11 protein-coding genes and 1 pseudogene are annotated in these 14,700 nt (G+C 30.4%); 6 read left to right on the forward strand and 6 right to left on the reverse strand.

Annotated elements, in window-relative coordinates; all coding sequences use genetic code 11:
• The first annotated feature begins 11 nt into the window (after positions 1 to 11).
• The 3 genes from thiM to DMR38_RS16520 are packed head-to-tail and all read left to right on the forward strand — an operon-like array spanning position 12 to position 2,701.
• Positions 12 to 821, forward strand: a complete 810-nt coding sequence (gene thiM, locus DMR38_RS16510) for a hydroxyethylthiazole kinase (RefSeq protein WP_127722358.1) — start codon at positions 12 to 14, stop codon at positions 819 to 821.
• On the forward strand, positions 812 to 1,423 hold the full coding sequence (thiE, locus tag DMR38_RS16515) for a thiamine phosphate synthase (protein WP_127722359.1): 612 nt from the start codon (positions 812 to 814) through the stop codon (positions 1,421 to 1,423). The genes thiM and thiE overlap by 10 nt, the downstream gene beginning before the upstream one ends.
• A 33-nt stretch (positions 1,424 to 1,456) precedes the next feature.
• The gene (locus DMR38_RS16520; protein ID WP_127722360.1) at positions 1,457 to 2,701 is read left to right on the forward strand and encodes an HAD-IIA family hydrolase; all 1,245 of its coding nucleotides are present in this window, start codon (positions 1,457 to 1,459) and stop codon (positions 2,699 to 2,701) included.
• A gap of 233 nt (positions 2,702 to 2,934) precedes the next feature.
• Here DMR38_RS16520 and DMR38_RS16525 read toward each other — a convergent pair whose 3' ends face one another.
• Positions 2,935 to 4,305 carry an MATE family efflux transporter gene (locus DMR38_RS16525; RefSeq protein ID WP_127722361.1) on the reverse strand — a complete coding sequence of 457 codons (1,371 nt, stop codon included), beginning with the start codon at positions 4,303 to 4,305 and terminating at the stop codon, positions 2,935 to 2,937.
• Between the two features lie 355 nt (positions 4,306 to 4,660).
• Between DMR38_RS16525 and DMR38_RS16530 the strand changes: the two genes are divergently transcribed.
• Positions 4,661 to 5,134: a MarR family transcriptional regulator gene (locus DMR38_RS16530; protein ID WP_127722362.1), complete on the forward strand. Its 474-nt coding sequence runs from the start codon at positions 4,661 to 4,663 to the stop codon at positions 5,132 to 5,134.
• A gap of 140 nt (positions 5,135 to 5,274) precedes the next feature.
• Here DMR38_RS16530 and DMR38_RS22385 read toward each other — a convergent pair.
• Positions 5,275 to 5,640 (reverse strand): annotated as a pseudogene (locus tag DMR38_RS22385) (undecaprenyl diphosphate synthase family protein).
• 82 nt (positions 5,641 to 5,722) lie between these two features.
• On the opposite strand from DMR38_RS22385, the gene DMR38_RS16545 reads away from it, so the two are divergent.
• Both DMR38_RS16545 and DMR38_RS16550 read left to right on the forward strand, forming a co-directional pair.
• Positions 5,723 to 6,529 (forward strand): amino acid ABC transporter substrate-binding protein, encoded by an 807-nt coding sequence (locus DMR38_RS16545; protein WP_127722365.1) that lies wholly within the window; start codon positions 5,723 to 5,725, stop codon positions 6,527 to 6,529.
• A 20-nt stretch (positions 6,530 to 6,549) separates the two neighbouring features.
• Positions 6,550 to 7,188: an amino acid ABC transporter permease gene (locus tag DMR38_RS16550; RefSeq protein WP_065077839.1), complete on the forward strand. Its 639-nt coding sequence runs from the start codon at positions 6,550 to 6,552 to the stop codon at positions 7,186 to 7,188.
• An 18-nt stretch (positions 7,189 to 7,206) separates the two neighbouring features.
• On the opposite strand, the gene DMR38_RS22590 is transcribed toward DMR38_RS16550, so the two are convergent.
• The 4 genes from DMR38_RS22590 to thrC form a co-directional block, all read right to left on the reverse strand.
• Positions 7,207 to 7,329 (reverse strand): hypothetical protein, encoded by a 123-nt coding sequence (locus DMR38_RS22590; RefSeq protein ID WP_279230790.1) that lies wholly within the window; start codon positions 7,327 to 7,329, stop codon positions 7,207 to 7,209.
• A gap of 296 nt (positions 7,330 to 7,625) precedes the next feature.
• Positions 7,626 to 11,330, reverse strand: a complete 3,705-nt coding sequence (gene addA, locus DMR38_RS16555; RefSeq protein ID WP_243124331.1) for a helicase-exonuclease AddAB subunit AddA — start codon at positions 11,328 to 11,330, stop codon at positions 7,626 to 7,628.
• A gap of 103 nt (positions 11,331 to 11,433) precedes the next feature.
• Positions 11,434 to 12,498, reverse strand: coding sequence for a sensor domain-containing diguanylate cyclase (locus DMR38_RS16560; RefSeq protein WP_127722366.1), 1,065 nt, complete (start codon positions 12,496 to 12,498; stop codon positions 11,434 to 11,436).
• 386 nt (positions 12,499 to 12,884) lie between these two features.
• A complete protein-coding gene (gene thrC, locus DMR38_RS16565; RefSeq protein ID WP_127722367.1) occupies positions 12,885 to 14,375 on the reverse strand; it encodes a threonine synthase in 1,491 nt (496 codons plus the stop codon).
• Positions 14,376 to 14,700: the final 325 nt, after the last annotated feature.

Genomic DNA, 14,700 nt, shown 5'->3' on the forward strand with positions numbered 1-14,700 from the left:
GAGTATGAAAAGTGGATAATTTAAACTTAGATAGTGTATCAAAAGTATTAACACAGGTAAGAAATAAAGTACCTCTTGTGGACTGTATTACAAACAGCGTCACTATAAATGACTGTGCAAACATTCTATTATCTTATGGAGCTTCTCCTGCCATGTGTGAAGCTTATGATGAAGTTTTTGATTTTGTAAAAATATCTTCTGCCCTATATATAAATTTAGGAACCCTCACAAAAGAACAAGAAGCTGCAGTAATTTTAGCAAGTACCTCTGCAAAAATTCACAATATACCTGTAATACTTGATCCTGTAGCTTGTGCTGCTATACCAAGGAAAGTTCAAGTTATAAATAGAATTATGCAAGTTGGTAAAGTAGATGTTATAAAAGGAAATGTAGGTGAAATTAAATTTCTTGCAGGACAATCTTCTAACGTAAGAGGAGTAGATTCCCTAGATAATGGAGAAGGAGCTTTGGATTCAGCTGCAGCTTTAGCCAAAAAGTACAACTGTGTAGTCGCTGCAACTGGCAAGGAAGATTTTATAACAGACGGTAAAAATAGTGCTGTAATTCAAAACGGAGTGGAAATGTTAACTAAAGTAACTGGTGCAGGCTGTATGCTTGGAGCATTATGTGGTGCTGCTATAGGTGCCTCTGAGGATAAATTTACAGCTACTATAAGTGCTATACTTTCAATGAATATAGCTGGTGAAGGAGCCTACAAAGCAGCAAAAGCCCCTGGAACTTTTAGGGTTAAGCTAATAGATTCCATATATGAATTGAGTGAAGAAAAATTAAAGAAAGGTGGTAAAATAATTTGGAAATAGATTATAGTTTATATCTTGTTACAGATAGAAGTTTTTTAAAAGACAAGCCCCTGAATCAAGCCGTAGAGGAAGCAATTTTAGGCGGCGTAACCCTCGTTCAGCTTAGAGAAAAAGATGCGTCCACAAGAGAATTTTACAAAATTGCTAAGGAAGTTAAAAAAGTAACTGATCACTATAAAGTTCCTTTTTTAATAAATGACAGACTTGATATAGCCCAAGCTGTAGATGCAGATGGAGTTCACCTAGGTCAAAGCGATATGCCTATAAACACAGCTAGAAAAATATTAGGTAATGATAAAATAATTGGAATATCTGCAGGCAATGTGGATGAAGCCTTAGATGCAGAAAAAAGTGGTGCAGATTACATTGGAATAGGTACAATTTTTTTCACAGGAACAAAAAAAGATATAGATACTCCTATAGGTATAGAAGGTCTCCATAAAATATATAACAGTATAAGTATACCTGCTGTTGCAATAGGCGGCGTTAACGAAACTAACTTTAAAGAGGTATTGTCAACTGGAGTTGATGGTATTTCAGTTATATCTGCTATTTTAGGGAAAAGCAATATAACTGCGGCTAGTAAGGCTCTTTGCAAATAGCTTTATAGAAATAAAATTTAAGGAGCGAGTAATATGATATTTGATGCATTTGATGCATTTCTATTTGATTTAGATGGAGTAATTTATATAGGAAATAAGCCTCTTCCAGGAGCAGTAGAATCTCTTGAAATACTTCGTAAAAATCAGAAAACAATTCGATTTTTAACAAATAATCCATGCACAACACGTGAAAAAATAGCAAAACGATTAAATGCACTTGGAATAGAAGCAAATAGTAATGAAGTGATTACATCAGACTGGGTGACCGCTCAGTATTTACAAAATAAGAATATAAAGAATGTATTTGTTCTTGGTGATGAAAATTTAAAATGGGAATGTCATAAGGTAGGCATTAATACTAATGATATAGCTGATGCAGAAGCAGTTGTTATAGGTTGGGATGATAATTTACGCTTCCGTGATATTAAAAAAGCAGTGCAATTAATTAATAACGGTGCAAAATTTATAGGCACAAACAGTGATAATAATTTCCCAAGTACAGACGGTCCATCACCTGCAGTTGGGTCAATTGTGAAAGCTGTTCAAGTAGCAGTAGAGAAAAAACCTTTCATTATAGGAAAGCCACATTCATATATGTTTAAAAAAGCTCTAGATAGTTTAAAAACATCATCTAAAGTAGTAATGATAGGTGATAATCCATATACAGATATTTTAGGGGCGCATCAGGCAGGAATATCAGCTATTTTAGTATCAAGTGAAAAAACAAACAAATTTCCATCTGCTAGGGATTTTCATAATGCCGATGCTACTATTGCAAACCTAAAAGGTTTATTTGACAATAATGTAACCATTAGAAAATGGAGTTCTCCTCATTTCCCATGGCCTAACGATGGTGTTAAGGCAGGAGTTGCAGGTATTATATTTGATAAATCTCAAAGGGTTCTTTTGATGAAGCGTACTGACAATGGATTATGGAGAATCCCTTCAGATCATGTTGAACCTGGAGAAACTGTAGAAGAAGCTATTATAAGAGAAATTAATGAAGAGACTGGTTTAAAAGTTAAAGTAAATCGATTAATTGGCATATATTCTGACCCTGTTTCACAAGTTTTCTCATATCCAAGTGGCAAAATTAATCATTTTATTACAACTTGTTTTGAATGTGAAGTTGTAGGCGGTAAATTAATTAAGGAAGGAGAAGAAACCTTAGATGTGAATTACTTCGATTTTAATTATTTACCAAAAAATCTTTTACCAATGCACCCAAGATGGCTTAAAGATGCCTTAGAAAAAGAAAAAGTTTCATATATACGTTAATTAATATTTTATACTCTATGTTAGAAATGTACGTAAGGTACTTTATACTAAAGATGCAATTAAAAGCCTAAATATCATGCCAAAAGTACCATTTTTTAAAGGTATTTTTGACATGTTCGTAATTAGTTACTTTTAATTTTTTATCAGCATTATCTCTACATGAAATTAGCAAATATTGATGCACCAATTACTGTTAGCAAACCAGATACCAAAATAAATTTAAATTTTGTACACTAATTTAAATATTCTTTTTGATTCATAAAATTATTCAATTTTTTGTTTACCCCAAGCATAAATAGTGCTGTTAAAATAACAGTTAGTAAATCTGCTACAGGCTGTGCCCAAATTACGCCTTCGATCCCCAAAAATTGCGGCATAACCAAAATAGCCGGGATAAAAAACATTCCTTGACGGCTAATACTAAGAATTCCACCTTCCTTTCCCATTCCAAGAGCAAGGAATAAGCACATATATACCTGTTCAAATCCAAACAAAATAAATATAATTCCATTTGCCCTAAGTGCCCTTCCTCCTATATTAATGAGCACTGCATCATTTTTAGAAAACAGCGACACGATCTGATCAGGAACCATAATCAGAATAAGTGCAGTTGCAGCACAGAATATCGTTGCCCACTTAAGTGATACTTTTGTGGCTTCATTTAACCGATCATAGTTTTTTGCACCATAATTGTATCCTGCAACCGGCTGATAGCCCTTCATAAATCCAAAAACAACATAGCTTCCAAGTGCCATAATACGAGTTACCACTCCGATGGCTGCTACCGCTGAATCACCATAATTGCTTGCAGCAGTATTAGAAAGCCCCATTGAAGCACTTGACAGAAGTTGATAAACCAAAATTGGAATTCCCACTTTAAAAATTTGAGTAAAAATTGTACCATCAAATCTAAAGTTGTATATAGAAAACCTGAGACTGCCTTTTTTACTTAACATATACCAGATATATAAAATAGAAGCTAATGCTTGTGATATAACAGTTGAAATAGCTGACCCCTTGATTCCAAAACCTAACGAATAGATTAAGATTGGGTTTAATATAATATTAAAAATACCACTGAGCAGCATAGAAGTCATTGTTAATTTTGCCATTCCCTCAGATGTTACAATATTATTCATAGTTACACTAAATATATTTAAAATTGAACCTGTAATGTATATAACTGCAAATTCTCTTGCATAGGGTAATATTGTCTTTGTAGCTCCAAGACCTATCAATATATTATCAAGAAAATACAGAGATACAGCTATGGAAATAATACCCACAATTAAACTGGAAACCAGTGCAGTAGAAGCTGTTTCATTTGCCTTAGTTTCATTTTCCTCCCCAAGAAGCCTGGAAATATAAGATGCAGCGCCATTACCAAATGTCATACCAAGTCCTACTATGACCTGCGCAATAGGAAATGTAATGGACACTGCTCCCATCTGGCTGGTTCCAAGGCCACCCACAAAGTAAGCATCCACAACATTGTAAAGTGCAGAAACCATCATACCTATCATGGTAGGTATACCCATTTTCAATAATACTTTAGAGATTTTCTCATCACGCATCATTTTAAGTTTTTCATTATTCAAATTCAAAATATCATATCCTTTCTTAAGTGTATATATGATATACGCTATATTTAAAAATATATCGCTGCCTCAATTTGCTGTTAAAGTAACCAAGATTCAAAATTAATTTTCATTATTTATAAGTATAGGTACTATACGCTTTGTGTAAGAAATTCCTTATTAAACATAATAAAACCTACCCCCTTTATCTTTTCATTTCTCAATTATTTATTAAACAAATTGAAGTTTTATATTTTCTATACAGATAGTGTATAGTACCTATACACTATTGTCAAGCAATACTTAACTTTTTTACTTGAAATTTCTCTTTCGTATTAACCCCTATATTGACAAAAGTGTTTATATGCTATACGCTAATAATATGATGAATTTTAATTTTGATAATAAGTTAGAAATTAGCTACATGCTTTTAAGATTAGGTGTAAAACTTTCTGAGCTTGATAAACAAACTAATTATTATGGAACAGATACTCCTCTCTTTTACGCTGAAATTCATATGATCAGAGCTATAAAAGAAAATGAAGGTATTCATGTTAGTGGTCTTGCAGAAAAACTGGGAGTGACAAAAGGAGCAGTTTCCCAAATAATCATGAGACTTCAAAAAAAGGGTATGATAATTAAAGAAGTTGATCCGCATAATTCTTCAAGGTTGAATCTTCGTTTAACACCAAAAGGTGAAACAGCCAATACGTATCATAAAAAAATTCATAATAATTTTGATAACATTGTTAATGATATTTTAAAAGATGCTTCCGATACAGAAAAATCTTTCTTAAAAAATTTTTTAAATTCTCTTGAAGAAAAAATTGATACTTTTGACAAAAGGAAAAAATGATAAAAGAGTTTAAGCATCAGGCGGAGTCAAAGCTTCATCTGATGCTTAGAACTCTGCTTATATTTTTAATTAGGCTATGTTAAAGAATAGTGTTGATAATGTACTATAAACGAACTCCTAAAAAAGTTTCTTTAATAATACTATGAATTTATTGCATTATAGTATTTAATTGCATTTTCTAAATGTTCATATTTAAAATCTGGCCAAGAGTCATTCGTAAACCACAACTTCGCTTTCGCAGACTCCCATAACAAAAAATTACTTATCCTCATTTAATTTTATAAGCATTAAGGTTTCCTCCATCTATAGCATACATCATGTTTTTTTGCAGCATTTACTATTTCCGAACGTCCTCCATAATTTAACGCAATATTTAATATCATGTCTAAATTATTTTCTGTCTTTCTAATTTCATTTATTAATTCAGAAGAAAGCATATTTGTAGTACCAATATGCTTTGCCATAATATTTTCTCTAGCTTTACTACTGAATTTTATAACTATAATTAATTTACTAGTTTACAAATTTAGCATGGTAAACTATAATATTTATTATAATTAATTTAATATAAATTGGGAGGTCTGTGAAATGAAAAAGAAATTAGGAATTTTAACTTTAGTAATATTTTTGCTTGGAATAATACTTACAGGATGTGGACAAAGCCAGAAATCAAGCGATAAATCCTGGGATGATATAAAATCAAAGGGTCAGTTTGTAGTGGGCCTAGATGATAGTTTTCCTCCAATGGGTTTTAGAGATGAAAAAGGTAAAATCGTAGGATTTGATATAGATATGGCCAAAGCAGCTGCACAAAAAATGGGAGTAAAGGTAGTTTTTAAACCAGTAGAATGGGATGGTATTATACTTAGCTTAAATAATAAAGACATAGATGTTATATGGAATGGTTTGACTATAACTGATAAGAGAAAAAAACAAATAGCATTTTCAAAAGTATATCTTCAAAATAAACAAATAATTGTAGTAAGAAATGATTCTAACATAAAGAATAAAAAAGACTTGTCGGGTAAAACAGTAGGTCTTCAAATGGGAAGCAGCAGTGAAACTGCATTGAATTCAGACGCTACTACAGCAAAATCTCTAAAGAATATTAGAAAATATTCTAATAATACAGAAGCATTACTTGATTTAAACCAGGGCCGTATAGATGCAGTTGTTGTAGATGAAGTAGTTGGAAGATACTATTTGCAAAAGAAACCTGGTTTATACAAAATACTTGAAGATAACTTCGGCAAAGAAGACTATGGTGTTGGTATAAGAAAAACAGATGAAAGTTTTAAAAATAAACTTGACGAAGCACTGGATTCAATGAAAAAAGATGGAACAGCAAATAAAATATCTCAAAAATGGTTTGGCAAAGATATAATTGCAAAATAATTGGTTAGGATGTGATTTATATGTCTGATATCATGGACATTACAGGATTTATACTAAGTGGAAGCTTAATAACTATACAACTATTTTTTATAACAGCTATTTTTTCTATACCTTTAGGATGCCTAGTAGCCCTAGGTAAAATATCTAAAATCAAGCCCATAAAGGCTATACTTAGCTTATATACCTGGGCTTTTAGGGGAACACCTTTACTTTTACAGTTGTTTTTCACCTATTTTGGTCTTCCTGTAATTGGCATAAGGTTATCTCCCTTAGCAGCTGCAAGCATTGCTTTTACTATAAATTATGCCGCATACCTGGCAGAAATTTTTAGATCAGGCATTGAATCAATAGACAAAGGACAATTTGAAGCTTCTAAAGTTTTAGGTATGAATTACTGTCAAACTATGATAAAGATAATAATTCCCCAAGCCATTAGAAATGTAATTCCTCCTGTTTGTAACGAAAGTATCAATTTAATAAAAGATTCTGCTTTAGTTGCAACTATAGGTGTGGGAGATCTTCTAAGGGCAGCAAAAGAAGTAGTTACTCGTGATTTTACAATTACTCCTTTTATTATAGCTGCTATACTATATCTTATTTTAACCTCAGTTTTAGTTATGGCCTTTAGAAAATTAGAAAAAAAATATTCTATTAATTAATATTTAAATCAAGTCCTGCTATTTGGTACTAACAGGGCTTGATTTTTCATTTTCTTTGTTTTCTTTACTATTTTCTAAACATTCCTGTAAACATTCTTCTATTACTTCCATAGTAATCTCAAACTTATTATTATCATCCAAATTTGACCCTCCACATCAATTTAATATCATATTACTATAGTATTAACAATATCAAAAAGTGTTAATACTTATATTTAGATTATAATTATGCTCATAAAATTTATCTTTATTTTAAGGTTTATGTTAGAAAATATACTTAAGCGAAGCAACCTTTTCAGAGGACAATTGCCAGATAACAAAGGACAATGAAGGTGAGTTTTCCTCCTTCACTGTCCTATGTCCTCTTAAAAATATTGTTTTCCAATATTTTTAAAATGCAAAAGTTGAGTATATAATACATAAAGCTAAAACTTTAATTACATTTCAACTAAGCTGTTGTTAAAAAATAAGTAGAGATATTTATTTTTTACTTGCTTACCAGTTAACTTTTCAAGTGCCCTTGCGTAATAATAAACTTGGATTTTGTATTTATCTTTTATGTTATCTATATCGTCTACATAATCTGTCTTATAGTCTATAAGCACTAATTCTCCATTTTCCTCAAAATAGCAATCTATTATTCCTTGAATAATTATTTTTTCATCCTTATATATTTTATCTGGAAGCTCTTTATATAATTTATTACTTTCTATCTCCATATAAAATGGAGTTTCCCTATATATATTCTCCGCCTCTTTCATTCTGTTTCCAATTTCAGAATTAAAGAACTTCAATATTTTGCCTAATGGTATTGACTTAACTTCATCTTCTCTTATAAATTCTCTCTGAACCAATCTATCTACCTGTTCCTTTATTTCATCGTAAGAATTAACTTTTTTTATGTCTATATGCTGCAAGATTAAATGCAAAAGAGTTCCCCTCTCAGCAGCTGTCATACCTTTTTTCTCTCTTAAAAAAAGTGGTTTTTTTAATTGTACCGATTCCATCAAATTTACGCCATCTTCCATATCAGTCAAATCAAATCTTCTCTTTAATTCTGATACAGAAAATTTAGCAGGTATCTTACAAGCTTCCTCATATTTATATTTCCAGTTAAGCCTTCTATCCACTTTATCCATATATTGTCCATCATATTCGGTTAAGTTAAGTTCTTCAATTTTACCCAGTATATCTACATCTTCCTTTTCTTGAGATACACTTCTAAAATCATCCTTTTTGTAAATATTTACCTTCCATGTAGAACTGTCCCCTATAACTAGATTTAAATTATCTTCACCTTTAGAAATTTCTCTTATAGGCTTTCCACATGGGTGTTTAGCCAGTGCAGCCCCTATCCAATCCAAAAAGTTTCTAGCACTTATAAGTGAGTATTCAGGAAGCTTATTTCCTTTATAAGAAGCACATTCACACCATTTTTGAGTTGTTTTTTCAATATTATTTACCATTCCAGTTATTATAAGTTTTTCTTTTGCTCTGGTAAAAGCAACATATAATATTCTCATTTCCTCTGAAAGAGTTTCTACTTTTAGCTTTTTTCTAAACACCTGTTTCATAACAGTAGGATAGCATATATGCCTTTTTATATTCACATAATCCGGTCCAAGACCTAACTTTTCATGAAAAAGCACCCCTTTATTCATATCCATCAAATTAAACTTTTTTCCTGTACCTGAAAGTATTACTACAGGGAATTCAAGTCCTTTGCTTTTGTGAACACTCATTATCCTGACTACATTTTCATTTTCTCCTAGTATTTTTGCACTTCCTAAATCCCCACTACTATTTTTAAGTTTGTTCATAAAATTTATAAAATTAAAAAGTCCTTTATAACTGCTCTTTTCATACTGTTTTGCTCTTTCAAATAACATCCTTAGGTTTGCCTGCCTCTGAATTCCCCCAGGCATAGCCCCTATAAAACCGTAATAACCCGTTTCAGTATAAAGATGCCATATAAATTCATCTATTGGCATATACTTTACTTTTTTTCTCCAGTTGCTAAGCCTTTTCAAAAATTCACTTACTTTATATTTCAAGCTATTTTCCACATGCTTTAATGATATATCTGATTCAGAGTCATTTTCCGAAATTATCTTTAATATGTCATAAAAATGAATTTTTCTATCTACCATTCTCAAATCTATAAGTTCCTCTGGAGAGAAAGATTCTATAGGAGACCTAAGCACAGCTACAAGTGGAATATCCTGAAGTGGATTATCTATTATTTCAAGTACTGATATTATTGTCTTTACTTCTATATTCTCAAAATATCCGGCAGATATATCTGCAAATACAGGTATTTCTAAACTATTAAGTTCTTCTACAAAAGTAGGCGCCCAATTTTGTGTGGCACGCATTAATATTACTATGTCTTTATACATTACATTCCTATAGGATTTCGTATTTTTGTCATATACTTTTAGTGGCTCTACTTCCTCTTTACCATTTATGAACTCACTTATTTTTTCTGCTACAAGCCGTGCTTCTACCTGAACATTATCTAAAACTTCTTCACTTTCTTCTTTTTTATCTATTATATTAAGCTCTATATCTCCACAACAGTTTCCAGATAAGTTTTCATAATCTGCTGAACTTTTTAAGCATTCCTCATCCGTATAATCTAATTCTCCTACTTCTCTACACATTATTTGTTTAAATAAATAGTTAGTACCTTCTATTATTTCCTTTCTACTTCTAAAATTTTCAGATAATTTTATTTTTCTGTTTTCAGCCGTCTTTTTTTCAGAATAACTATTATATTTCTGCAAAAAAAGTTCAGGTTTAGACTGCCTAAATCTGTATATACTCTGCTTTACATCTCCTACCATAAACAAATTTGAGTCTTTTGATTTTCTACTTATCATATTCATTATAACTTCTTGAACTTCATTGCTATCCTGATATTCATCTATAAATATTTCCTCAAAATATCTTCTATATTCTAAAGCTGCCTCTGAAGGAACTATATTTCCCTCTTCATCTCTATCTGTTAATATTTCAAGGCAAAAATGTTCTATATCGCTAAAGTCCAGTATGCCTCTTTCCCTTTTTTTTAAGCTGTAATTTTTATCAAACTCTATTACAAGAGAAGCCAGGCATTTCATCATAGGATATACTTCCTGCATATCTTTATATATATTATCGGAACCTGAAAATATATCTTCTTTTATACTATTTAACTTCTTTTTAACTTCATCCCTTACATTCTTAGCTCTTTCCTTCACTTCTTTAACTTCATCTTTTACTCTTTTAGTGGAAAGCTTGTTAAAACTCAATTGTAAAAACTTTTCTTTTAGTTCTTCCCAAGAATTTAAAAGCGATAATTCCTTTATATTTTCATAATCTTTTTTAAAAGTATCTGCATAGTGCTCAAGTCCTTCTACGCTTTGGATTATGGTAAGTTCTCTTTCTATTCTATCCTTGCATCCCTTAACTTCTACCTCTATGCTGTGCATAATCATTTTTGCCCAAAATGTATGTCCGAAATCAAAATCTTCTTTTACATTAAAATTTTCTACTGCTTCTCTTAACCATTTTTCAGGCCAGGGATTACTTTTTGAAAATTCATAAAGGGAAAGTACCATATCTTTAAGTTTAATATCATTTTTACTTTTAAAACCATCTACAAGTTTTAAAAATTCTGTACTTTCTGTGTCATATTTCTCATCAAAAAGTTTCTCAAGCACATCCTGTTTTAAAAGAACTGCTTCTGTACTGTCGCATATTCTAAAATTAGGATCCAAATCTATTAAATGGAAATTGCTTTTTATAACCTTAAGGCAAAAAGCATGTATAGTAATTATATTAGCCTGATTTAAGAGTGTAAGCTGTTTTTGAAGATTTTTTGAGCCATAATTTGATTCTAACAGTTTAGAAATTGCCTCTGCTATTCTCTCTTTCATTTCAGAAGCCGCTGCATTCGTAAAGGTAACAACTAACAATTTATCTATATCAACATCTTCATCAATACTTGTTATTTCCTGTATTATTCTCTCTACTAGCACTGCTGTCTTACCAGTTCCTGCACCTGCTGACACTAGTAAATTACATTTGGGGGTAAAAATAGCTTCTCTTTGAGATTCTGTCCAATTTGTATCCATATCTACCACCTTACTAAAATTCATTGAAGATTTTCCTCTAAAGGATACGCCTTCTAAGTTCTAAAACCTGTTTAATACGTATCAGATGGAGTTTAAAACTCCATCTGATACCAAGAACTCTGTTTATTTAATAAACCACTTTATTCTTTCCAGAATTTTTTGCTCTGTACAAGTTCATATCAGCCCTTCTTATTGCACCTTCAACATCTTTATTCTTATTTGTACATACTGCTATACCCATTGAAACCGTTACATAAGACGAAGCTTCATTATACTCTACAGCTTTCATTTTTATAAGATTTCCTATATTTATCATTCTCTCATATACAGACATGGAATCTGTAACATTATACATATATATTATAATCTCTTCTCCCCCATATCTAGCTACCATGTCTTCCTCCCTTATACTATCTTTTATTATATCACTTACTTTTCTCAAAACCCTATCTCCATATTGATGTCCAAATCTATCATTAAAACTTTTAAAATCGTCAATGTCAATCATTACAATAGCAAAGCCTTTACCGCAGTTTTTTACTTTTTCTTTTATCACCGAGAAAAAATAATTTCTGTTAAATAACCCTGTTAAAAAATCCTTTTGAGAATTTTGTTTTATTTTATTATAAAGTTTATTATTCTCTATACATATGGCTATTTGATTAGTAAGTGCAGTTAATAACTTCACATGTTCGTTATTTAAATAGTTATATATATGGTGTTCAACCACAATAACCCCTAAAAGATTATCTTTTAAATATATAGGCATGAGTATGGAAGAGTGAATTTGAATATTATCATATATATATATATTATCAATACAATTTACTATACTAGTATTTAGACTACTTATATTTCCTTTGTTGTAATCGATAATACTAAAATGATGCTTTGTACTAGGCAAATTTGTAGATTTTAATTGAAGTTTTCTATTCTCTAAAAGATATACGCTTGAATAAGTTACCCCTAGAATTCCTATCATTATATCATTTATTATAGAAACTATTTCTCCTCTACCTATTCTCTTGTTTATATACTGACTTATCTGAACTATCAGAGACAACATATCCAGCTTCTTATCTAACTCTATAATCTTCATGCTTTGTTTTTGTATAATTCCTTCAGCCATCTTTTGATAACCTTCATACTCACTTTTAAGTTGATTATATTCATCTGATAATGGCGTCAACATAAAACTCTCCCCTATTAAAAATACATATCTAATCTAAAAATACTTTCTATAATTGTGTCTATAAAAGTATATATTCACAAGAAAACTTTTTCTCATGAATATATACAACAACTCCTCATACTATACTATTATAAATTTATATAAACTGCTCATACTATTTTATTAGTTTCTCTATAAAAAATAATTTAACACTAATTTTCAACTACCTTCTAATTTTATATTATACTACTGTTTATAAATACATCCTAGCATTTTCATACATTATATATCGAATATTTATACTCTTAATTTTCAATATTCGACTTACTATTGTACTTATATTCATGTATATTTTTTGTTGTTATATGTAAAATATTTTTTATAAAGAAGGGAGATTTTACATTTAATTATAATAAAAATTTTCTAATCTCATCTTTCATCTGTTGTTTTTCGCATACAGTGCTGTGAATAACCTTACTTTTCATTAGCTTCTCTATAGGTTTAGGTATTTCGAGAGAAGCAGTTTTACTCATTATTTCTATAAGTTCAAAGTCTTTTTGATTCTTATATTTATCGTCTAAAGCACTCATTACGGATTTTGTAAATTTAAAAGGACTTGCAGTAGAAACAATAATGGTTTTTGTGTCATCTCCTGTATCATGCAAATACTTTCTATACACGGAATAAGCCACTGAAGTATGTGTGTCCATTAAGTAATGGTAACTTTTGAAAACATCACTTATAGAATTAAGTGTTTCTCCTTCACTTGCAAATCCACCATAGAACGGTTTTAATTCTTCTTTCATATTTTCACTTACACTATACTTTCTATTTTTATTTAAATCTTTCATTAACCCCTGTACAACTAAAGAATCCTTTCCACTTATATCATATATGAATCTTTCAAGATTACTGGATATGAGTATATCCATAGAAGGAGATATCGTTACTATAAACTCTCTCTCAGCATCATAAACTCCACTTTTTAAAAAGTCATATAATACTTTATTATCATTTGAAGCACATAAAAGTCTATTTATAGGCAAACCCATTTTTTTTGCATAATAGGCTGCAAGTATATTCCCAAAATTACCTGTAGGAACTACAAAATTTATCTTTTCTCCTAACTTTATTTGTCCCTTCCTTAAAAGTTCCATATATCCATGAAAATAATATACTACTTGAGGTATAAGTCTTCCTATATTTATGGAATTGGCAGAAGAAAACATATAAGACTTTTCATCTAATTCTTTTTTTAATTCTTCATCATTAAAAATTTTCTTAACTTCAGTCTGGGCATCATCAAAATTTCCCTTTATCCCTATAACTTTAGTATTTTTGCCTGCCTGGGTAACCATCTGTTTTTTTTGTATATCGCTTACCCCTTTTTCAGGGAAAAATACTACTATTCTTGTATTCTCTACATCTGCAAAGCCTTCTAGTGCTGCCTTTCCTGTATCTCCAGAAGTTGCTGTAAGTATAACTATCTTTTTATGTAAATTTTGTTTTTTCGCAGCAGTCTGCATTAAATGTGGTAGAAGACACAATGCCATGTCTTTAAAAGCTAAAGTTGGTCCATGAAACAACTCTAAATAAAATACGCCCCCAACTTTCTTTACAGGTACTATCTCATCTGACTCAAATTTATTGTCATAAGCTAGGTCTATGCACTTCTTCAACTCATCTTCAGTAAAATCAGTGAAAAATTTTCCAATTATGCATAAAGCTAGTTCCTTATAAGTCATATTTTTAAATTTTTGTAATTCTTCTTCATTTACAGAAGGTATACTGTCTGGAACAAACAATCCACCATCTTCTGATATTCCTTTTAGTATAGCTTGAGATGCAGTATAGTTTCCATTTAATCCCCTAGTGCTGTTATAATGAATTTCTTTCAAGTGTATCTCTCCCTTTTCTATAATTTTTACTAAAATAGTTATACCTATATAATAACATACGAAATATAACTTGAAAATTACAGTTATATTAATTTACAAACCTATAACGATTTCAAAACAAAAAATCTATAGATATAGAGTTTTTAGCATAAGCGTAAAGTTAAACCAAAATTTATCACTAACTAGTTATTTTTACATTTATAAAATAAATAGAAAAGTCACTCCTAAAATTAGAGAAAAAATAAAAGGAGTGACTTTTGTGAAAAAATATTCAGTAAACATTTTCATTGAAAAATATGCCAAAAATTCCACAAGCCTCTTTCAG

Source organism: Clostridium sp. AWRP (assembly GCF_004006395.2).
In the GTDB taxonomy this organism is placed as follows: domain Bacteria; phylum Bacillota; class Clostridia; order Clostridiales; family Clostridiaceae; genus Clostridium_B.